At 36.9% G+C, this 22841-nt stretch carries 19 protein-coding genes; 4 read left to right on the plus strand and 15 right to left on the minus strand.

Annotated features, from left to right (window positions below; translation table 11 throughout):
* Positions 1–7: 7 nt before the first annotated feature.
* From lpxB to rpsB, 14 genes are all read right to left on the minus strand, one after another.
* Entirely contained in the window at positions 8–1177 is a 1170-nt protein-coding gene (gene lpxB / locus K7G93_RS06400) for a lipid-A-disaccharide synthase (RefSeq protein ID WP_226690410.1), read from the minus strand.
* 76 nt (positions 1178–1253) lie between these two features.
* The gene (gene lpxA, locus K7G93_RS06405; RefSeq protein WP_049215219.1) at positions 1254–2042 is read right to left on the minus strand and encodes an acyl-ACP--UDP-N-acetylglucosamine O-acyltransferase; all 789 of its coding nucleotides are present in this window, start codon (positions 2040–2042) and stop codon (positions 1254–1256) included.
* 17 nt (positions 2043–2059) lie between these two features.
* Positions 2060–2518: a 3-hydroxyacyl-ACP dehydratase FabZ gene (gene fabZ, locus K7G93_RS06410; RefSeq protein WP_082303075.1), complete on the minus strand. Its 459-nt coding sequence runs from the start codon at positions 2516–2518 to the stop codon at positions 2060–2062.
* A gap of 103 nt (positions 2519–2621) precedes the next feature.
* Positions 2622–3650 carry a UDP-3-O-(3-hydroxymyristoyl)glucosamine N-acyltransferase gene (lpxD, locus tag K7G93_RS06415; protein ID WP_160531264.1) on the minus strand — a complete coding sequence of 343 codons (1029 nt, stop codon included), beginning with the start codon at positions 3648–3650 and terminating at the stop codon, positions 2622–2624.
* Positions 3650–4231 carry an OmpH/Skp family outer membrane protein gene (locus tag K7G93_RS06420; RefSeq protein ID WP_049215223.1) on the minus strand — a complete coding sequence of 194 codons (582 nt, stop codon included), beginning with the start codon at positions 4229–4231 and terminating at the stop codon, positions 3650–3652. Before K7G93_RS06420 ends, lpxD begins: the two co-directional genes overlap by 1 nt.
* A gap of 110 nt (positions 4232–4341) precedes the next feature.
* Positions 4342–6711, minus strand: coding sequence for an outer membrane protein assembly factor BamA (gene bamA, locus K7G93_RS06425; protein ID WP_049215224.1), 2370 nt, complete (start codon positions 6709–6711; stop codon positions 4342–4344).
* A 31-nt stretch (positions 6712–6742) separates the two neighbouring features.
* The gene (gene rseP / locus K7G93_RS06430; RefSeq protein WP_226690409.1) at positions 6743–8071 is read right to left on the minus strand and encodes a sigma E protease regulator RseP; all 1329 of its coding nucleotides are present in this window, start codon (positions 8069–8071) and stop codon (positions 6743–6745) included.
* A 23-nt stretch (positions 8072–8094) separates the two neighbouring features.
* On the minus strand, positions 8095–8961 hold the full coding sequence (locus K7G93_RS06435; protein ID WP_115323079.1) for a phosphatidate cytidylyltransferase: 867 nt from the start codon (positions 8959–8961) through the stop codon (positions 8095–8097).
* A gap of 15 nt (positions 8962–8976) precedes the next feature.
* Positions 8977–9696 carry a polyprenyl diphosphate synthase gene (gene uppS, locus K7G93_RS06440; protein ID WP_049215231.1) on the minus strand — a complete coding sequence of 240 codons (720 nt, stop codon included), beginning with the start codon at positions 9694–9696 and terminating at the stop codon, positions 8977–8979.
* A gap of 57 nt (positions 9697–9753) precedes the next feature.
* On the minus strand, positions 9754–10953 hold the full coding sequence (ispC, locus tag K7G93_RS06445) for a 1-deoxy-D-xylulose-5-phosphate reductoisomerase (protein WP_226690408.1): 1200 nt from the start codon (positions 10951–10953) through the stop codon (positions 9754–9756).
* A gap of 122 nt (positions 10954–11075) precedes the next feature.
* Positions 11076–11633, minus strand: coding sequence for a ribosome recycling factor (frr, locus tag K7G93_RS06450; protein ID WP_049215235.1), 558 nt, complete (start codon positions 11631–11633; stop codon positions 11076–11078).
* 88 nt (positions 11634–11721) lie between these two features.
* Positions 11722–12438 (minus strand): UMP kinase, encoded by a 717-nt coding sequence (gene pyrH, locus K7G93_RS06455; protein WP_115323082.1) that lies wholly within the window; start codon positions 12436–12438, stop codon positions 11722–11724.
* Between the two features lie 142 nt (positions 12439–12580).
* Positions 12581–13429, minus strand: coding sequence for a translation elongation factor Ts (gene tsf, locus K7G93_RS06460; RefSeq protein ID WP_115323083.1), 849 nt, complete (start codon positions 13427–13429; stop codon positions 12581–12583).
* A 141-nt stretch (positions 13430–13570) separates the two neighbouring features.
* Positions 13571–14293 carry a 30S ribosomal protein S2 gene (gene rpsB, locus K7G93_RS06465; protein WP_049215241.1) on the minus strand — a complete coding sequence of 241 codons (723 nt, stop codon included), beginning with the start codon at positions 14291–14293 and terminating at the stop codon, positions 13571–13573.
* Positions 14294–14551: 258 nt separating this feature from the next.
* Between rpsB and K7G93_RS06470 the strand changes: the two genes are divergently transcribed.
* Genes K7G93_RS06470 through K7G93_RS06485 form a run of 4 tightly spaced genes read left to right on the plus strand, consistent with a single transcriptional unit; the run spans position 14552 to position 20791 of the window.
* Positions 14552–15514 carry an HlyD family secretion protein gene (locus tag K7G93_RS06470; RefSeq protein WP_191134381.1) on the plus strand — a complete coding sequence of 321 codons (963 nt, stop codon included), beginning with the start codon at positions 14552–14554 and terminating at the stop codon, positions 15512–15514.
* Between the two features lie 15 nt (positions 15515–15529).
* Positions 15530–18262 carry a ribosome-associated ATPase/putative transporter RbbA gene (gene rbbA, locus K7G93_RS06475; RefSeq protein WP_228400333.1) on the plus strand — a complete coding sequence of 911 codons (2733 nt, stop codon included), beginning with the start codon at positions 15530–15532 and terminating at the stop codon, positions 18260–18262.
* Between the two features lies 1 nt (position 18263).
* Positions 18264–19388, plus strand: coding sequence for an ABC transporter permease (locus tag K7G93_RS06480; protein ID WP_115323086.1), 1125 nt, complete (start codon positions 18264–18266; stop codon positions 19386–19388).
* 11 nt (positions 19389–19399) lie between these two features.
* The gene (locus K7G93_RS06485; protein ID WP_115323087.1) at positions 19400–20791 is read left to right on the plus strand and encodes a TolC family protein; all 1392 of its coding nucleotides are present in this window, start codon (positions 19400–19402) and stop codon (positions 20789–20791) included.
* A 93-nt stretch (positions 20792–20884) separates the two neighbouring features.
* Here the strand turns inward: K7G93_RS06485 and ppiD are convergent, their stop codons facing one another.
* The gene (ppiD, locus tag K7G93_RS06490) at positions 20885–22762 is read right to left on the minus strand and encodes a peptidylprolyl isomerase (protein WP_223667368.1); all 1878 of its coding nucleotides are present in this window, start codon (positions 22760–22762) and stop codon (positions 20885–20887) included.
* Between the last annotated feature and the right edge of the window lie 79 nt (positions 22763–22841).

The raw sequence follows: 22841 nt of genomic DNA on the forward strand, positions 1-22841 counted from the left end.
TACTTCCTTATTCTGCTAATAAATCCACTACTGCCTGAGCTGCTTGTTGATCTGCATCACATTGAATCAACTTATGTAAATCAATAAAGCGCTGGATTAGCTGATGACGTTGTTGCAATGCACTTGCTTCCTGACTTAAATAGATAGAAAGCTTTTCAGCTAATTTCTCAGGAGTGCAATCTTCTTGAATTAATTCAGGTACAAGCATTTCATTGGCTAATAAGTTAGGCAACGAAACATATTCTGTTTTAACTAAGCGTTTAGCAAGAAAATAAGTTGTGCTTTTCATCCGATATCCAACAACCATTGGTGATTTACATAACATCGCTTCTAGAGCAGCAGTTCCAGAAGCAAGTAACGTTGCCTCTGCTACTATCATAGCTTGACGGGCTTTACCATCTAGCAAAATGACATCCAGTTCTGGCGCCACTTGTGATTTAATCTGTTCAAATTGCTGACGACGTTTAGTGTTTACTAAGGGGATCAAAAACTGTAAATCTGGATACAGCTGTTTTAATTGCTGAGCAGCTTGTAAGAAAGGGGCTGTTAAGAAATCGACTTCTGAACGACGACTACCGACTAAGATTGCAACATAACGTTGTTTCTCGTCTAACTGTAAGAATTCACAAGCTTCATAACGACTTGGCTTCAATGCAATTGCATCTGCCATAGTATGGCCAATAAAACGACAAGGTACATCAAAATTATCATAAAATGCTTTCTCAAAAGGTAAAAAAGCCAATACTAAATTAGTCGCTTTCGCTATTTTATAAATACGATTTTGTCTCCACGCCCAAACTGATGGGCTAACATAATGAATAGTTTTAATTCCCTGCTGCTTTAATTTTAATTCAACATCAATATTAAAATCGGGTGCATCAATACCAATAAAAATATCAGGTTTCTCGACTAACATCGTTTGAATTAACTGGCGACGAATTTTTAATAAACGAGGCAAATGTTTTACAACTTCGGCGAGCCCCATTACTGAAAGCTCTTCCATATCAACTAAAGTTTCACACCCTTCAGCTAACATATGCTGTCCAGCAATACCAATAAAACGGGCATTAGGATAATGAATTTTTAAACTACGAATAAGTCCCGCGCCAAGAATATCACCAGATACTTCACCTGCCACAATTGCAATAGTTGGATTTGATTTTTTTAATTGTTCCATATTCAGATCCTAAATAAAAAATAACCGCACTTTTAACCTGAAAAAGTGCGGTCGATTTTTGTAAAATTTTAATGAATTAACGAATAATTCCACGTGTTGAACGTTTGAAAAATTCAACAAAGAAACTAATTGCCGATTCTTTCGCCGCTACTTGTTCAATTTCAGGTAACACTTCTTCTAATGTCTTACCACTGCGGTAAATTAATTTATATACATTACGAACAGCATGTAATGTCGGTTTATCAAATCCCCGACGTTTTAGCCCTTCAATATTGACGCCAAATGGTTTTGCATGATTCCCTTGCGCCATCACATAAGGAGGAACATCTTGACTCACCATTGAGCCACCACCTAGCATTACATGGGCACCTATAATGACAAATTGATGAATAGCTGACATCCCACCTACAATAACAAAATCATCCAATTCAACATGACCCGCAAGAGTAGCATTATTCGCTAAAATACAACGATTTTTAATCCGACAGTCATGTGCGACATGTACATTTACCATTAATAAATTATCATCGCCAATAATAGTGACACCACCACCTTGAATTGTACCACGGTGAATAGTCACGCTCTCACGAATACGGTTACGATTACCGATAATTGTTCTTGTTGGTTCGCCTTGATATTTTAAGTCTTGATTAGTATCGCCAATACTTGCAAATTGAAAAATTTGGTTATCATAACCAATTTTAGTAATGCCTTTAACGACAACATGAGAATGTAAAACTGTTCCGCGACCAATCTCAACATCTGCACCAACGATACAGAAAGGACCGATAACAACATCTTCACCAATTTTAGCGCCATCTTCAACAATAGCTGTTGGATGAATTTTTGCTGTTGAATGGATCATTCTTGACTCCTTATTTATTATGCTGGGCGGCGAGCACACATTAATTCAGCTTCACAGACAACTTGCCCATCCACTGTAGCAACACCTGTAAAACGTGTTACTCCACGACGTTCTTTTACAAAGTGAACCTCTAAAATCATTTGATCGCCTGGTAAAACTGGGCGTTTAAAACGCGCATTATCAATTGCCGCAAAGTAATATAATTCATTTTCTAATTTACGATGCGTAATACAAGCTAGCACCCCTGTCGCTTGTGCCATTGCTTCTAAAATAAGTACACCAGGGAAAATCGGCTGTTCAGGGAAATGCCCCGTAAAACAAGGCTCATTTACACTCACATTTTTTACTGCTTTTAACCACTTACCGGCTTCATAATCTGTTACACGATCCACAAGTAAGAACGGATAACGATGTGGCAGTAAGGTCATAATTTCATTTGCTTCAATGGTTTTTACTACAGTATTTTCAGTTGTCACAATAGTACCTTTAATTAAAATAAAATGATAAAAATAGCTGAATTATACGGTATTTAACCGCCCAATACAAAACGAACCGCAAAAAAGTGCGGTTCGTTTTACGTTACTTCTTCTCAAATTGCTTTTCTAAGGCTTTCAGACGTTTATTTATACCATCTATTCCTAAAGTCAATGCAGCTGTTTTGCGCCATTCTTTATTTGTTTGTAAAGGAATTCCTGAAGAATAAACACCAGGTTCAGTAATAGGTCTCATCACCATTCCCATTCCAGTAATTGTGACTTGATCACAAATTTCCATATGCCCATTTATTACACTAGCACCACCGATCAAACAATAACGCCCAACAGTCAAACTACCTGCCATAATCACACCACCTGCAACTGCAGTACCCGTTCCAATATGTACGTTATGTGCAATTTGGCATAAATTATCAATAATTACATTATCTTCAATGACTGTCGCATCAAGAGCACCACGATCAATACAAGTACAGGCACCAATTTCAACATGGTTGCCAATAATCACTTGACCAACTTGCGGAATCTTAATCCAACGCCCTCGATCATTTGCATAACCAAAACCATCACTACCAATGACAGCTCCTGATTGAATTAAACAATGTTGTCCAATTTCAACATCATGGTAAACACTGACATTTGCCCAAAGCTGAGTATGTGCACCAATTTTAGTATTTTTACCAATAAAACAGTTTGCACCAATTACTACGTTATCGCCTAGTTCAACGTTCTCTTCAATCACTGCATTTGCGCCAATTGATACGTTGTCTCCTAATATCGCAGTCTCAGAGATAACAGCGGTTGGAGCGATATTTGAAGCTGCCTTTGGCGTTTTATCCATATATTGTGCTAAAACAGCATAAGCAACATAAGGATCTTTAACAATTAACAAATTACTCTCTTCTGCACAAAATTCTACATCTGCCTCTGAAACGACTAAAACAGCTGCTTTTGACTCAGACAATAATGCACGAAATTTCGCATTGGAAATAAAAGTAAGTTGCTTATCACTCGCTTTATCTAAAGGTGCAATACTTTCAACAACAACATCGGCGTTACCACGAATGGTAGCGCCGATTTGTTGTGCTAATTCTTGTATAGAATAGACTCGCATTATTTAGCCTGTGTTGCAGGAATCGCTTTTAAAACATCTTCAGTAATATTTTTTGCATCATCTGCAAATACTACTGCGCTTTCATTTAACACTAATGTGAATTTTTTCTCTTTAGCAACATTATTTACTGCTGTTTGAATACTATTGACTAATTTTGTAGTTTCCTCACGCTCACGTTTTGCGTAATCTTCTTGATACTTATTCACTTCTTCATCATGAGCAACAACAAGTTTGTTGATTGCTTCTTGTTCAGCGGTTCCTAACTTATTGATCTCATCTTCACGTTTTTTAATATCTGCACTACGTAATTTTGGAGCCTCTTTTTGTAAAGCAGCAATTTTTGCTTCTACTTTTTTCTGTGATGCAGCAATTTTTTCATCTACTTGCTTTTTATTTTCTGCAAGTTTCTCCACTCTTTCTTTAAACTCAGATTCTAATTTCTCAGCAACCATTTTACGGTCAGGGTGATTTTGGAATAAATAATCCCCGCTTACAAACGCAATATTCTCACTTGCTAAAGCTAAAGAAGAAGTAAATGCTAAAGCTAAAGAAAGTGCGGTTACTTTTAATGTTTTTTTCATTGGTTCATTTTCCTATTAAGTAAATAATATTAAATAATATTCTATGCTCTTATTTCAAGGCACAGATATTTATTTAGACTACAAATTTTGTCATAAGTTCCAATATGTTATTAGAATGTTCCCCCAATACTAAATTGGAACTGTTCAATTTCATCACCTTGATATTTTTTAATTGGTTTAGCATAAGAAAAGACTAAAGGACCAATTGGTGACTGCCACTGTAGTGCCACACCTGCAGATGCACGAACACGTGTTGGATCGCTATAGTCTGGTAATTTCAAATTAGCAAATTTTGCTTTATCTTCTGATTTCCAACGTGTATTCCATACACTTGCGGCGTCAACGAAGAATGATGTTCTTACAGAATTTTGATTTTTATCAGCAACAAATGGGGTTGGTACAATTAACTCCGCACTTGCAGTTAACATGGCATTACCACCTATAATATCCGAACTTGGTACACAGTAGCCTTGACAATTTTTACCTAAATAAATTGCATTCGGTCCAATTGCACCATAAGCAAACCCACGTAAGCTTCCGATACCGCCTGCACTATAATTTTGATAAAATGGTAGACGTTTATCACCAAACCCATCCGCAAAAGAAGCACTAATACGGCTAGAAACAACCCAACCATGTTCACGATCAAGTGGGTAAAAACCTTGTGCTTCAGCATTTAGTTTATAATATTTGTTATCTGATCCTGGAATAGTAATTCGTCCACCTACATTTGCTCTAACCCCCTTAGTTGGGAAATAGCCTCTGTTTAAGCTGTTATAATTCCATCCAAAAGAAAGATCAAAATCATGTGCTTTAAATGTCCAATTATCATATTTCATTGCAGATAAATAAAGCTCACGATTATATTCAGGCACAACATTTTTTAACTTATTATAAGTATAGCCAACGCCTAAATAATAAGAGTTATTTTCGTTTACAGGAAAACCTAGTGTTAAATTTCCACCATAAGTAGTACGCCCATAAGAAGCTGAAGTGCTACTTTTCGAGCTATCGTATTCCTCAAAAAAGACATTACCACCTAAGCTTACGCCATCTTTAGTAAAGTATGGTTCGTTATAGCCTAAATTAATCGTTGTACCATAATCATTGCGTGAACCACCTAAACTAATTGATGAACCCATTCCCAAGAAATTATCTTGTTTAATACTTGCCTGATAACTTAAACCACTTTCGGTACCATAACCAATACCAAAGTTAATGCTACCTGTATTACGCTCTTTCACTTTATAAATTACATCTACTTGATCTGAGCCTGGAATAGCTTCGGTTCTTGTTTCAACACTTTCAAAGAAACCTGTACGATCTAAACGTAATTTACCTAACTCAACTAACTCTGAAGAAAGCCAGGCACCTTCTTGCTGACGCATTTCTTGACGTAGTGTACTATCAGCACTAACGGTATTACCTTCAAAACGAATTTGACGAACAGTATAGGTTTTACCTGCTTCAACGATAAAATCTAATGAAATTGTTTTATTTTGTTCATCAAAAGTAGGGTGTACATTGACTTGTGCAGTTGCATAACCTCTTTCACCTAATTTTGCTTTAATACGTTGCTCAACATCTACTACATCAACTCGGCGAAAAGGACCATTGATTTGGATAGTATCTAGAACAGGAGCAAGCTCATCAGACATGCCTCCAACATCGCCAATAATACGCGCATTTTTTACAGTAAATAAATCACCTTCTTTAACCTTTATTTTGACACGAGCTTCCTTTTTAGATTCATCTAATTGAATATCAGTATCTAAGATTTGGAACTGTGCATAACCACGATCTAAGTAGTAGCTACGTATTGTTTCAAGATCTTTGTTAAACTGAGTTTGATCAAATTTATTACCAAAAAGTTTCCACCAAGAATCAGTTTGCAACTCCATTTGATCAACTAATTTACCTGTGCTAAAAACAGTATTGCCTTCAAATGTAATATCTTTAAATAAAGCCACATCATCTTCAACAATTTGAATTTTAACTTCAGCACGATTATTTGGTAGAGTATTCACAATCGTATCTACTTTTGCATTGTAACGGCCAACACTATGGTAATGATCAAGAATACCTTTACGGAATTCTTCTAATTTTGCACGATTTAAAACATCGCCTACTTTAAAACCATTTGCATCTAAATTTTGCTTTAATGCGTCATCAGGAATAGATTTATTACCATCTAAGACTACATCTGCAATAATTGGTTTTGGCATAACAGTCACAACTAACGTATTACCTTCTCGTGTTGCTCTAACATCATCATATTGACCAGTCAAAAATAATTTACGTACGACATTGGCAATATCATTATCTGTTGCACGTTGTCCAACTCGGACAGGGAGAGAGGCTAATACATTCCCTTCCATGCCTACTTGAACACCGTCTACACGAATATCTTTAACAACAAAGGGCGCAGCAAATACACTGGCTGAACCAAATAGTAAGCTCGCAATTAAAAGTTTTTTCATTGTGAATGTTATCCTGTAAGTAAAAAATGAATTATAAACGTAAAAAATCATTAAATAAGGCAAAACTCATCAATGCAATTAATAATGCTGCCCCAATTCGATAACTTACGTTTTGAATGCGTTCAGAAAGCGGTTTACCACGTACTGCTTCTGCTGCTAAAAAAACTAAATGGCCTCCATCGAGTACAGGCAGAGGAAATAAATTCATAATGCCTAAATTAACACTGATCAGTGCCATAAAGCCTAAATAATAAATAAAACCAATTTCAGAGGATATACCCGCACCTTTTGCAATAGAAATTGGTCCACCTAAATTATTCAAAGATAAATCACCAGTAAACAATTTACCGATTACTTTAATCGTCAACCATGAAAGCTGGACAGTCTTTTCTACCGCTTTTTGTAAGGCTTCCAGAATATCATATTTTAGCTCTGTTCGATACTTATCAGAGATTGGATCAGCGGTAGGTGCAATACCAACATACCAATTCCCTTTTTTATTTAGCTCTGGTGTAAGTAGTGTTGAAAAAAACTGTCCTTCACGCTCAACCTTTACTGTAAAGGGTTTGCCAGCTTGTACCAACTGAAGAAAATCTTGCCAACTAATGAGGTTTGAGTTTTCATAAATTTTATCGCCGACTTTCAAACCCGCTTTATATGCAGGGGAATCAGTTTGGACCTTAGACAAAGTCATTTCGACTTTAGTTCGAACTGGTTGTAAACCTAATGCTGTTATTGCACTTTCTTTTTCTGGATCAAAACGCCAACCTGCTGTATTAAGTATTTTTTGATATTCAATATCAGAACTGAAAGGCGAGACAGTGAGGACAATTTGTTGGTTACCTAATTTAGTGGCTAACAACATATTAATTGTTTCCCAATCAGTAACACGACTACCATCAATCGCCCTAATCTCAGACTGTGGCTCAATCTGTGCTTGAGCAGCAATAGAATTTGGAGTGATTTCTGCGATTACGGGTCTTACACTAGGAATCCCAACGGTATAAATAGTAAAATAAGCTAAAATCGCAAATAAAAAGTTAGCAATAGGGCCAGCTGAAATCACAAATGCGCGTTGGGCTACAGTTTTTTGGTCGAATGCCTGTGATTTTAATTCCATAGGAACATTTTCATTACGACCATCTAACATTTTGACATAACCGCCCAAAGGGATAACAGACAGAGCAAACTCCGTCCCATACTTATCTTTACGTGACCATAACACTTTTCCAAATCCGATAGAAAAACGGTGTACTTTTACACCACATTTTCTAGCAGCCCAAAAATGACCATATTCATGTACTGCTACTAAGACACCAATAACAATAATAAAGGAAACAAATGACCACAAAAACGACATAATTCTTTATTCCTAACTAAATGCTAAATAACAAAAAAATAAAAATAAGCAAAGAACGGAACAGCAGCAGTTAAGCTATCGATACGATCTAAAATTCCACCATGTCCTGGAATTAATTGACTACTATCCTTAATGCCACTTTCACGCTTAAACATACTTTCTGTGAGGTCACCCAAAATAGATACTGCAACTGTTGCAACAGAAAGTAGAATAAAAGCAGGTGTCGATACGTTTGATAATAAATTTTGTTGAGTAAATTGAATGAAAACTGTTGCCAATAAACCCGCCGTTAATAATCCACCAAAGACACCTTCCCAACTTTTACCTGGTGATACTTTAGGTGCTAATTTATTCTTACCAAATTGACGTCCCGCAAAATAAGCACCTGAATCAGCGCTCCACACTAAAATGAAGACATACAATAAAAGAACTAAGCCATGATATTGATCGGTAACATAATGATCTAAACGTAAACGTAATACGCCGACTAAGAAAGGGACAAGAGTAAAAAAAGCAAATATAACTTGCAGTAATTTATTTTTTCCCCAACTGACTGCCGATTTAGGATAAGTAACAACTAAACTCAATGCAATTCCCCACCATATCACAGAAGAAAAAAGCATGAGTGAGATATAACCTTCAAAAACACGTCCTGCATTCAGATAATGACTTTCACCATAAATCCATAAAAATAAAAATGCAGCTGCAACCCCCGTCATACCTAAACGCCAGAAAGGTAGTTTAAAGTGTAAAAATTGGCTCCATTCCCAAACTCCAAGAACGACAACCGTACCAACAGCAAGTGCTAAATAGAAAGGAGAAAAGAAAAACAATGCAACAAATACAATTGCAATCAAAATAATTGCAGACAAGACACGTTCTTTAAGCAAAATGTAATCCTCTTATTATTCTGAGCCACCAAAACGGCGATGGCGTTGTTGATAAGCAATAATCGCTTTATTAAATTCCTTTTCGTTAAAATCTGGCCAAAGCACATCTGAAAAATAAAGCTCAGCATAAGCAATTTGCCATAATAAAAAATTACTAATTCGTTGTTCTCCACTTGTTCTAATCAGCAAATCTACTTGTGGCTGCTCTTTAGTAACTAAACAACGTTGTAATAACTCTGCATTAATCTCTGAAACTTCAATTTTATTATCTTTAACTTGTTGTGCTAAATTTTGTGTTGCTTGTACAATATCCCAACAACCACCATAATTTGCAGCAATATTTAATGTTAAAGCAGAATTATTTTCTGTTAATTTTTCCGCTCGTGCGATCTTATTTTGTAAATTAGCATTAAATCCTGTGACATCACCAAGAATATTCAACTTAATGTTATTATTATGCAATTTTTTCACTTCTAGATCCAAAGCCTGCATAAATAAAGTCATTAAAGCACTGACCTCTTGTTCTGGGCGTGTCCAGTTTTCACGACTAAATGCATAGAGAGTAAGGACTTTTATTCCTACCTTACCTGCATAAGATACAGCTTCACGCACAGCTTTTATTCCATTTTTATGACCAAAAATACGCATTTTGCCTTTTTGTTTAGCCCAACGCCCATTTCCATCCATAATAATTGCAACATGTTGTGGAATATTGTTTGGATCAAGTTCTATCATATATTTTAAAATCTCTGACCGCGCTTTGCCGCCACTATACCATAAGGGATAGTGATGTTAAAAACTTAAAATTATTGTTTTTGCTAATTCTCGCGCTTTTTGATCAACATCTAATACATCTTCAACACATGTAATTTTTTGTGGTACGATATTATCCACAACCTGCTGATTTACCTGTGCAATTTCGTTAAATTTTATCTGATAATTTAAAAAACTTTCTACTGCAATTTCATTTGCAGCATTCATTGCTGTAGTGGCATATTGACCTGCAGCGAATGCATCTATCGCTAATTTTAAGCATGGATAACGCTGATAATCTGGCTGAATGAAAGTCAGACCATTTAACTGGTAAAAATCTAACGGTTCAACACCAGCAAAAATCCGATTTGGATACGCCATCGTTTCAGCAATAGGCGTTCTCATGTCTGGATTCCCCATTTGTGCGATTACACTGCCATCAATATAGCGCACCATTGAGTGAATAATAGACTGAGGATGGATAATTACTTCCATTTCATCAGCCTTAGCATTAAATAACCAACGTGCCTCAATATATTCCAGTCCTTTATTCATCATCGTTGCAGAGTCTACTGAAATTTTTCTCCCCATAGACCAATTTGGATGAGCCACAGCTTGTTCTGGCGTAATATGTGCAAACTCACTTAATTCTGTATAGCGGAAAGGACCGCCTGACCCGGTTAGTACAATTTTACTAATACCTAATTCAGGAAGAGAACAATAGCCAATTTGCTGCTGGGCTTCTGGTGGTAGAGATTGAAAAATTGCATTATGTTCACTATCAACTGGCAACAATTTTGCATTACTACGGCGAACTTCATCAATAAATAATTGACCACAAGTCACTAAAGCCTCTTTATTAGCCAATAAAACACGCTTACCTGCTTTTATAGCAGATAAAGTTGGCAATAGACCTGCTGCACCAACAATTGCCGCCATAACCATATCGACCTCAGGATGAGCAGATAGTTCACAAATAGCAGCTTGACCTGAGATTACTTTTGTTGAGCTTTGGTGAGCCTGTAATTTTTCAGCTAACTGTTTGGCGGCATTATTGTCATCTAGTGCCGCAAAATACGGTTGAAACTTCAAACATTGTTGGAACATCAACTCTACATTACGTCCACCAACTAATGCAAAAGCATGATATTTTTCAGGATTATGTTCAATCACGGATAAAGTACTAGTTCCAATCGATCCTGTTGAGCCTAATACAACGATATTTTGTTTATTTTGCATAAAATCCAAACCGCACTTTGAGTGTTAAACTAATTTTAATCAGAACTCTCTATTTTCTTTTTCAAAATAATAAAAGACGCAGTGAACCACTGCGCCTTTTATTTTAATCTATAATAAACAGTTTAGAAATCCAATAATTCTTTTTCTTTATCTGCTAATACTTCATCTACTTTTTTTACATAAGTGTCCGTGATTTTTTGAATCTCATCTTGTGCTTTACGTTCTTCATCTTCACTAATTTCTTTATCTTTCAATAATGCTTTAATTTGATCATTCGCATCACGACGAACGTTACGTACAGCAATTTTACCTTGTTCTGCTTCACCTTTTACGATCTTAATTAAATCACGACGACGTTCCTCTGTTAATGGAGGTAATGGTACACGAATAGTCGTTCCTGCTGATGATGGATTTAAACCTAAATCAGACGTTAAAATCGCTTTTTCTACCGCACTAATTAAACTACGATCAAATACAGTCACAGCCAATGTACGTGCATCTTCAGCAACGACGTTCGCTAATTGGCGTAACGGTGTTGGCGAACCATAATATTCTACTTGAATACCGTCAAGTAAACTTGGTTGTGCACGACCCGTACGTACTTTAGAAATATGGTTTTTAAAGGTTTCTAAACTTTTTTCCATACGCGCTTGCGTATCTTTTTTAATTTCATTAATCACAAGAATTCCTTCTTTATAGTCAATAAATCTGAGTTAATCACTTTGCTGTAAGTTTAATCTAAATTGATATAAAAATCACGATAACATTTTAGTCACAAATTAATGTGCCTTCAACTTCTCCTAGAATAACACGACGCAATGCACCTGATTTCCCCATATTAAAAACACGAATTGGCATATTATGGTCACGCGCAAGGGTAAATGCAGCTAAATCCATCACTTGTAGTTCTTGTTCAATGACATCTGCATAATTGAGTTTATTATAAAGTACCGCATCAGGGTTTTTCGTTGGATCGCAATTATATACTCCATCAACTTTAGTCGCCTTTAATACAACATCAGCTTCAATTTCAATACCACGTAAACAAGCTGCTGAATCTGTAGTAAAAAATGGGCTCCCAGTTCCTGCTGAAAAAATTACAACGCGTTTTTCGCGTAACATTTTGATCGCTTCAGACCAGTTATATGTATCACAAATACCATTTAATTGAAAAGCAGACATCAATTTTGCATTAACTTCTGCACGGTGCAATGCATCACGCATAGCAAGTCCATTCATCACTGTTGCCAGCATACCCATATGGTCACCAACAACACGATTCATACCTGCTTTTGCGAGTTTTGCGCCACGGAACAAATTACCACCGCCAAGAACAACCCCAACTTCAACGCCCATTGCAACTAATTCTTTAATCTCTAATGCCATTCTATCTAAGATCGAAGGATCAATACCGAAACCTTCATCACCTTGTAATGCTTCACCACTGAGTTTTAATAAGATTCGTTTATAAATTGGTTGGCTCATTTCGTACCTCTTTTTATTCTGTAAGCAACAAATTATCGTTATTTTTGACCGCACTTTGTATCAAGGTTTCAAAAGAGACGTCAGTGCTAATATCCATCTCTCCGATAAAGAAAAGGCGAGTTACCTCGCCTTAATTTAGAAATTAGATTTTTTGCATTGCAGCAACTTCTGCTGCGAAGTCAGATTCTACTTTCTCGATACCCTCACCTACTTCAAAACGAATGAAGTTAGTGACATCCGCACCATTTTCTTTTAAGAAGTCACCGACAGATTTAGACGGATCCATCACGAATGGTTGACCTGTTAATGAAACTTCACCAGTGAATTTCTTCATACGGCCTTCAACCATTTTTTCTGCAATTTCACGTGGTTTACCTGATTGCATAGCAATGTCAACTTGGATTTGACGCTCATGTTCAACAACATCAGCAGGAACATCAGATGGGTTAACATAGTCTGGACGGCTTGCTGCAACATGCATTGCAACTTTTTTAAGTAATTCGTCGTCTGCGTTTTTACCTGCAACTAATACACCGATTTTAGCACCATGTAAGTATGAACCCAGAACATCGCCATCTAAGAATTGAACACGACGAATATTCATATTTTCACCGATTTTAGCAACTAATGCAGCACGTTTTTCCTCAAACTGTGCTTGAAGAGCTTCAATTGCTACACCTTTATTTGCCAATGCAAAATCAGCTACTTCATTTGCTAAACCTAAGAAACCTGCATCTTTCGCAACGAAGTCAGTTTCACAGTTCATTTCAACTAACACACCAAAACCTGCACCTACACGAGCAAGGATTACACCTTCCGCAGCTACACGGCCTGCTTTTTTAGCCGCTTTTGCTTGACCCGATTTACGCATGTTATCAATTGCCAATTCAATATCACCATTCGCTTCAACTAACGCTTTCTTACATTCCATCATACCCGCGCCAGTACGCTCACGAAGTTCTTTTACTAATGATGCTGTGATTTCAGCCATTTTTTAATCCTCTGTCCACTCTATTTCGTGCAAGTGTTTAAATGCACTTTGATATAAAAAAGCAGGGAACTTAATCAAGCCCCCTGCTAACCAATTAATCGTTGTGATTAATAATAAGGGCTTTCGCCTTATCTACTTGAATTATTCAGATTCTGCAACAAAACTTTCTTCAGATACAGTATTTTGATTGCGACCTTCTTTAACTGCCGCTGCTGCTGCTGAAAGATATAGTTGAATTGCACGTGCGGCATCATCGTTACCAGGGATAACGTAATCAACACCATCTGGATCTGAGTTAGTATCAACGATAGCAAATACTGGAATACCTAAGTTATTTGCTTCTTTTACCGCGATGTGCTCGTGGTCTGCACCAATGACAAATAATGCATCTGGTAAACCGCCCATCTCTTTGATACCACCAAGACTTAACTCAAGTTTCTCCATCTCACGAGTACGCATTAACGCTTCTTTTTTCGTTAATTTATCGAATGTACCATCTTGAGATTGAGTTTCTAAATCTTTTAAACGTCTAATTGATTGACGAACTGTTTTCCAGTTAGTCAACATACCACCTAACCAACGGTGGTTTACATAATATTGCTGACAGTCTAATGCTGCTGCTTTAACTGCTTCTGTTGCTGCACGTTTTGTACCAACGAATAAAATTTTACCGTTGTTACCTGCGATACGCGTTAACTCAACTAACGCATCATTGAACATAGGAACTGTTTTTTCTAAGTTAATGATGTGTACACCGTTGCGTGGTCCGAAAATGAATGGTTTCATTTTTGGATTCCAGTAACGAGTTTGGTGACCGAAGTGAACGCCAGCTTGTAGCATATCGCGCATTGAAACTTGTGCCATATAATATTTTCCTTTAAATTGGGGTTTAGCCTCCACATACCAAGTAAATCGACCGTTTGGCACCCTGATTTACCCTGAAGATATGTGTGTGATGTCTAAGTTAAAAATTAAATGTGAATGTTATTTTTTAAAAGTCAAAATAACGGGGTGCTTTATACCATAAAGAGCGGTCAAATTCTAGCAATTTTTTCACTTCAAACTCAATTTATGTTATAATTCCCAGCACATTACATATCTTTATGTTATAAGGGGATCGTAATGAAAAAAATAAGCTTTCTACTCGTAATTATTGCTATTGGTATTGGTTTCTACTGGCACCAATATCATCAAAAAACTGAGCCAACCAAATTTGCCCATTCAAATGGGCGTCTAGAATTTTCTCGCTTAGACATTGCAAGTTTATATGCAGGAAAAATTGATCAGGTTTTCGTCACTGAAGGCGAATATGTGACAAAAGATACTTTACTTGTTAGTCTTTCCTCTGACACTCTCCAAGCACAAGTGGATACTGCCGAAGCAAGAAAATTGCAAACACAACAAGTAGTTAAACGTACGCTAGCACAAATTGAAGCACAACAGCAACAACTCAAAACCGCACAACTTGATCTTGATAATGCAACACAATTGCGGCATAACAAATTAATCTCACAAACAGAACTAGAAAAACGACTCGCATTACGTGATGTAGCAAAAGCAAATTTACATGCTTTAGAAATTGCTACAACAGAAGCAGAAGCTGCTGTTGCACAAGCGAATGCACAACTCGTACAAGTCAAATCAATGCTAAATGATTTACAAATTAAAGCACCAAAAGCAGGGCGAGTTGAATATAAGTTGGTCGATAATGGTCATGTTATCCCTGCAGGACATAAAGTTGTCAGCCTACTCGATTTAACTGATGCGAGTATGAATATATTTCTCCCCGCACCAATCGTCAATCAAATTCCACTCAATACCGAAGCACGTATTGTATTTGATGGATTAGATGCTGTTTTTCCTGCAAGAGTAACTTATGTCGCCGCAGAAGCACAATTCACACCTAAATTTGTTGAAACAGATACTGAGCGTGAAAAATTGATGTTTAAAGTCAAATTACAAATTCCCGATGATATTGCACAACAATACGCCAATTATCTAAAAGGCGGTATGACAGGTAATGGTTTCGTCCGTATTAACACTACTGACTGGACGCCTGAACTCCAAATTAAGCTACCAAAATAACAATAGAGGTACGCAATGGATGCTATTCGTTTGGTGAATGTATCACATTCTTACCAAAAAATGACTGCACTTGATCGTGTGTCCCTGAGTCTGCCGATAGGATGCACTGTTGGGTTAATCGGACCTGATGGTGTTGGAAAATCAACATTATTGTCTTTGATTGCTGGAGTGAAGATCATTCAACAAGGGCATATTGAGGTCTTTGGTTTAAATCAAGCAAATAAGACTGAACGTGAATCTTTACTGAAACGAATCGCATTTATGCCTCAAGGTTTGGGTAAAAATCTTTATCCAACTCTTTCTGTTTATGAAAATATCGAATTTCATGCACGTCTTTTTGGCTTAAATACACAGCAACGCCAGATACGTATTACACGCTTATTACATGCTACAGGCTTATCTCCTTTTGCACAGCGTGCTGCGGGCAAACTTTCTGGAGGAATGAAACAAAAGCTAAGTTTATGCTGTGCATTAGTTCATGATCCCGAACTATTAATTTTAGATGAGCCAACTACGGGAGTTGATCCATTATCACGCCGCCAGTTTTGGACATTAGTCAATGAGTTACGTAGTGAAAATCAAGATATGACTATCATTGTCGCGACTGCTTATATCGAAGAAGCTGAACAATTTGAATATTTAATCGCAATGGATGCTGGACAGATTCTACTTCACGCACCAACACAACAGGTGCTAAAAGCAACACAAGCAAATAATCTTGAACAAGCCTATATCAAATTACTACCAGAGTCTAAACAAACACACTGGGACTCGAGTCAAATCTTACCTTTTTTACCAGATCCTACCCAGCCATTTGCGATTGAAGCAGAAGGATTAACCAAAGTTTTTGGTGATTTTACTGCTGTAGATAACGTCAGCTTCCACATTCCGCAGGGTGAAATTTTTGGCTTTTTAGGCTCAAATGGATGTGGTAAAAGTACGACAATGAAGATGTTAACTGGATTATTAGATGCTACAGCAGGAAGTGCAACATTATTAGGTAACCCTATTGATTCAGGTGATATGCAGACACGCAAACAAGTAGGGTATATGTCACAAGCATTCTCACTTTATGAAGAGTTAACATTACGCCAAAATCTTATCTTACACGCTAGATTATATGAACTTGAAGGTGAAAAAGGACGAAAAGCAGTTAGCCAAGCATTAACTCAATTTCAGCTAGATGATATTGCCGATAGCTTACCGAGCGAATTATCACTAGGTATCCGTCAACGTTTACAACTTGCTGCAGCATGTTTACACCACCCTAAAGTACTTATTCTTGACGAACCTACTTCAGGTGTTGACCCTGCTGCACGTGATATGTTTTGGCAATACTTAGTCCAACTATCTCGAGCAGAAAAAATGACTATTTTTGTCTCTACCCATTTCATGAATGAGGCGCAACGTTGTGACCGTATATCGTTAATGCATAAGGGGAAAGTCTTAGCGGTAGGCACTCCCGAACAATTATGTCAACAACGTAATGCAAAAACTTTAGAGCAAGCATTTATCAGTTTTTTAGCAGAACAAACTGCTGAACCAATATCACTACAAGTTACGCTAAACCAGCCTGTCACAGAGCAATTGAACAAGCATCCAGCAGCTCTTGCACCTAATCCTGTGTTATCTTGGTTAAGTAATATCTGGACATTTACACTACGTGAAAGTAAAGAAATTCTGCGAGATCGTATCCGCTTAGTCTTCGCAATTTTAGGTCCTATTCTTTTACTTTTTACTGGTAGCTGGGGAATTTCGTTTGATACGAATGAACTAAGCTTTAGTGTACTCGATCAAGATCAAAGTTATGAAAGTCGTCAACTTATTGAACAGTTTAGTGGTTCAGCTTATTTCAAAGCTCTTACACCACTTAAAGCGCGGTCGAATTTAAATGAATTTTTGAAGTCTGGAAAAGCAAGATTACTGATTGAAATCCCGCCAAATTTTGGACGCGATCTCTTACAACAACGTAAACCAGAAATCGCTTTCTATGTTGATGGTTCTATGCCTTTTACAGGCGAAAATATGGTAGCTCATATACAACAAATTCTGTTCCAATATCAAAAACAACTTTATCAACAAAATGGCATCATCTTACCTCAAATAGCTAATCTTGAAGTTAGATTTATGTATAACCAAACTTTCCGTAGTGTTAATGCTATTTCACCAGGATTAATCATGGTTACATTAATGTTAATCCCCTCTATGATGACAGCACTTGCTGTTGTACGTGAAAAAGAAATCGGTTCTATTACGAATCTCTATAGTTCCCCTGCCAGTGTTTTGCAATATGTTCTTGGTAAACAGCTCCCTTATATTTTTTTAGCTATGTTGAACTATTTAATGCTCGTTTCACTCGTAATTTGGGTCATCAAAGTCCCACTAACAGGATCTTTCTGGGCAATGAGCTTAGGGGCATTTTGTCTCATATTAGCCGCAACAGCTTTTGGTTTACTTATTTCTGCTTTTGTTAAATCTCAAGTTGCAGCTATTTTTGCTACGGCTATTATTACTGTCATCCCAACGATTAACTTTTCAGGTTTACTTTACCCCCGCTCAACAATCACTGGCATTGGTTATTGGATGGGAGTAGGTTTTCCAACTAGTTGGTATCACTTAATTAGCTTGGGTGCTTTTACGAAAGGTTTAGGTTTTAGTAGTTTTTTCGATTTATATCTCATACTACTACTCTTTTTTATAACTTATTTAGCAATCACTTGCCTGCTTTTAAAAAAACAGGAGAAGTAACATGCAACAATGGATAAAAAATGTTTATTTCTTATGTGGCAAAGAAATTCGTAGCTTTTTTAGTGACTTCACACTACTTATCCTTGTCATCATGATGTTTACTGTCACAATTTACTCAATTGCCAAAGGTATTACAACTGAAGTAAAAAATGCTTCAGTGGCTATTTTAAATGAAGATCGCAGCGCGCTTTCTTTTCATATTCAAGATGCGATGTTACCACCGCAATTTAATAAAGTTGTTGAAATCAAACCACAACAAATAGATACGGCTATGGACAATGGTGAGTATATTTTTGTACTAACTATCCCAGCCAATTTCACTGCCGATTTACTCGCGAACAAACAACCTGAACTACAACTATTAGTTGATGCAACAGCCATGTCACAGGCGGCCGTAGGTGCCAGCTATTTACAACAAATCATCAGACAACAAATTGTTGAGTATCTAAATAAAACACCAATAGACTATGACCTCATCACGCCTAAAATAAATGTCTTATTTAATAGTAATTTAAAAACAGAATGGTACATGCCAGTGACTCAAATCACTGGTAATTCAACATTACTGACATTAATTCTTGTGGGCGCTGCTGTTATTCGCGAAAGAGAGCATGGCACTATTGAACATTTATTAGTGATGCCTGTAAGTGCCAGTGAAATTGTTATTTCAAAAATTTTAGCTAATGGACTTATCATCCTTATTGCCGCATTTCTTTCTTTATATTTTGTTGTGCATAAATTCATTGATGTCCCCATTAATGGATCTATTGGATTATTTATTGCAACTGAAGCAGTATTCCTTTCTTCAATGGCGGGGCTCGGTATTTATCTCGCTACACATGCTCCAACAATGCCACAATTTAGCCTACTCTGTTTACCTGTATATATCGTCCTTTATTTACTTTCTGGCAGTTTATCACCATTAGAAAATATGCCACTACTGGTGCAATATATAATGCAACTTTCCCCCTTAACTCAATTTATTGCGATTGGTCAAGATGTGCTGTTTCGGGGAGCGGGTATGAATGTAATCTGGCCACGTGTTTTGATCATTACATTGATGGGAGCATTATTTATTCTCATCGCTATTTTACGTTTTAGAATTATGCTAGCTCGCCAAAACTAAGGAAAAACACTATGCAAAAAACACTTATTACACTTATTTTGAGCGTATTGTTAACAAGCTGTCAAAATACAAACATTGATTTGCCATCGCAGATCACATTACCAGCAAAATACACTCAAGAAACTATCCATTCTGGTCAACAAGCTATACAACAATGGTGGGAAAGTTGGCGTGATCCTCAACTGACAGATTTAATTCAACGAGGATTAGCACATAACCATGATATTGCGATTGCGCAAAGTAAACTAACTGAAGCGCAAGCGATTGCTCAACTAGCACGTGCCTCATTATTTCCTAAATTAGCAGCAACTGGTAATTTGGGGAAAGCACATATAGATATTGAGCAGTTTAATATGCGCCCCCAAAATAGTATGGGTGGTGTCAGTATGGCTTGGGAACCTGATATTTTTGGACAAAAACAGAGCGACTCTGACGCGGCTCAAGCCGCAGTAGCGGCATCACAACAACAAGTTTATGGCAGTCAAATGCTAATTACTAGCGAAATTGCACATTACTATTTGAAAGCCCTACATACAGTAAAACAGCAATTGTTGTTACAACGTACACTAGACACGCTACAAGATTTACAACGTTATCTCAAAGGGCGTTTCAATGCTGGGCAAGTGACAGCCTACGAACTTGACGAAGTAACTAGTCAACTACAAGCAATCATGGCAAAGAATGCGACGTTACAAGCACAGCTAGAAGCATACCAACGTGCAATTGCCGTCTTGATTGGTGCTGTTCCTCAAACATTTAGCTTAAATTTAGCAAAAATGAGAAAAGTAGATGTACTGGCACACCTACCACCACCTCCTCAAGGTGGACGCCCCAGTGACTTATTAGCCCAACGCCCTGATATCCAAGCACAAGCAGAAAATGTCAAGATATGGGCAGCCAAATTGGCTAGTGCGAAAGCTGACTTATTACCTCGCTTTAATATTCAATTTTTATGGCAAACAGGACATATTGAGTTAGATAGTAATTTACCTCATTTAAATACATGGCAAAATCTCATTAGTGCAGGGATCCAAGTACCTATTTTTACGGCTGGACGCATAAAAGCTAATATTAAAGCGGCTGATGCACGACTGCAACAAGCCTTACTTCAATATGACCAAACTTTACTGAAAGCACTAGCAGAAGTCGATAGTAGCTATCAATTACAATTTGCCCTCAATCGTCAATCTTATTTATTAACACAAGCTCTAACGGCTAAACAACGACAAAGTGCAGATAGCCAAAAACTATTTCAATATGCTGAGCAAACTTTTGATCGCACATTACAAACAAAATTAGATCAATTACTTCTTGAGGAAAAAGTATTAGATAACCAACTGGCTAAAGCTACCAACTTAATTTCTTTATATAAAGCGATTGGTTTAGGCTGGCAAGCACAATAATGCTTGATTTTAAAAAAGTTTGTTAAAATAACCGCACTTTAAAACAATAAAAAAGCCTAGTCAAACACTAGGCTTTCAAATCTACTGTAATCACTATTCTTCGGTCTGTTTAAAGAATTGCTCATTCACTTCAATTTTTGCTTTAGCACGTAAAGCTTGTAATAGTTTATTCTGTAATTCAACTTGGCGAGCTTGAGCAATTTGTTGTGTAAAAATTTCACTTTCAGCTGCAGTTAAAGCCCCCTGTTCAATCGCACTTAATTTAACTAATACAATATTACCATTACTTGTCTTTGCTGCAGTATAACTTGGTTTATCAGCATCAAGATGCATTGAGAAAATAACATTATTCAACGCAGGATCACGATTATCCGCAAATACCCATTTTTCCTCATCTGCAAAATCAATACCTGATGGCAATGCTGCATTAGGATTAGCAGATAAGGCTTCTGCTGCGTTAGTTGCCTCAGCCAATACAAGTTCTTCTGCTTTCTGACGGGTTAAATAAGCTGTAATATCCGCTTTTGCGTCTTCTAATGTTCTAGTTCCTTCTGCTTTATGCTCTAGCACTCGCACTACTACAGCATGTTGTTCTCCCACATTCATCGGTTCAGAATTTACGCCACCTTGAGAAATATCTGAGTGGAAAACCGCAGCTACTACATTTGGATAATTTAATTCAGCTGGCACATCATTTGCTGAGAAATAATCAGTTTGCTGAATTTTTAAACCAGCTACTTCAGCCGCTTTTTCTAATCCCTCTGGATGCTCAAATGCTTTTTCAGCAATCTGCTTTTCAATTGAGAAATACTGATTATTGACTAAATTTTGACGAATTTGATCTGCTATTTGTGTTTTTACGACCTCTAATGGTAAAGCAGAGGCATCTTTACGCTCAGTTACTAAGATAATGTGATAGTTATTATCAACTTTTACTGGTTGACTATATTGACCAACTGCGAGCGCATTCGCTGCATCTTCGAAAGCTTTTGGGAAAGTCCCCGCACTTGCCCAGCTTAGGTCACCACCATTTTGTGCTGAAATCTTATCTAAAGAGCGTGCACCAGCTAAACCTGCAAAATTTGCACCATCTTGTAACTCTTTATAAATTGCTTGGGCTTCTTCCTCAGTTGCAACTTGAATATGAGATAAACGCTGTTGCCCTTGTGATACATAAAGTGCTTTATTATCTTGATAATATTGTGCAATCTCTACATCAGAAACATGAATATTTTTCTCAACATCAGCTCTCGTTAATGTAATATACTGTACTTTCGCTAATTCAGGTACTAAAAAGGCGCTTTTATTAGCTTCATAATAAGCTTTAATTTCATCTTCAGATACGGTTTGCTTCGCCATTGCATCTTCTACTGAAAATGAAGCTAAACGTACTTTCCGTGCTTGAAAAAACAATTCTGTCAATTGTGCTTGTTGAGCAGGTACGATAAATTCACTTTCTGCTAAGCCTGTTTGCAATTGCTCTAATCGTAATGCTTCGCGTACAATATTGGCATACGCATCAGGCGTAAGCCCATTCAATTGCAGCATTCTTTGATATAAATTATTATCAAACTTACCATCTGTTTGGAAAATTTGACTAGTTACTATTTGTTGTTTTATACGCTCATCACTAATCCCAATCTTCAACTCATCAGCATATTGACGCAATAATTCTTGGTTAATTAAATTATTTAATACACTTTCTCTTAAGCCAGTAATAAACTCTGGCGAACCTGACAAGGCTGCAAATTGTGCACCAAGTTGTTGTCTTAAACGTTCTGATTCAGATTCATAACGTTGATAAAAAGTTTGCTGTGAGATTTCTTCACCATTTACTTTTACTGCAGATGTATCTACACGAGTAAAGACATAACCAGTAATACCACTTAACACGAAAGCGACCGCAATGATACCCAATAGTAGCTTTGATACCCAACTGCTTGTCATATTGTGAAGTTTTTCAATTAACATTGTTGTTATCCTATAAATATTATTTTAATCAACCGAAAATGCCTACGATTATAATAGAAAGTGCCTCTATTGGCACGAG

The sequence above is a fragment of the Pasteurella canis genome, from assembly GCF_020810675.1.
In the GTDB taxonomy this organism is placed as follows: Bacteria; Pseudomonadota; Gammaproteobacteria; order Enterobacterales; family Pasteurellaceae; genus Pasteurella; species Pasteurella canis.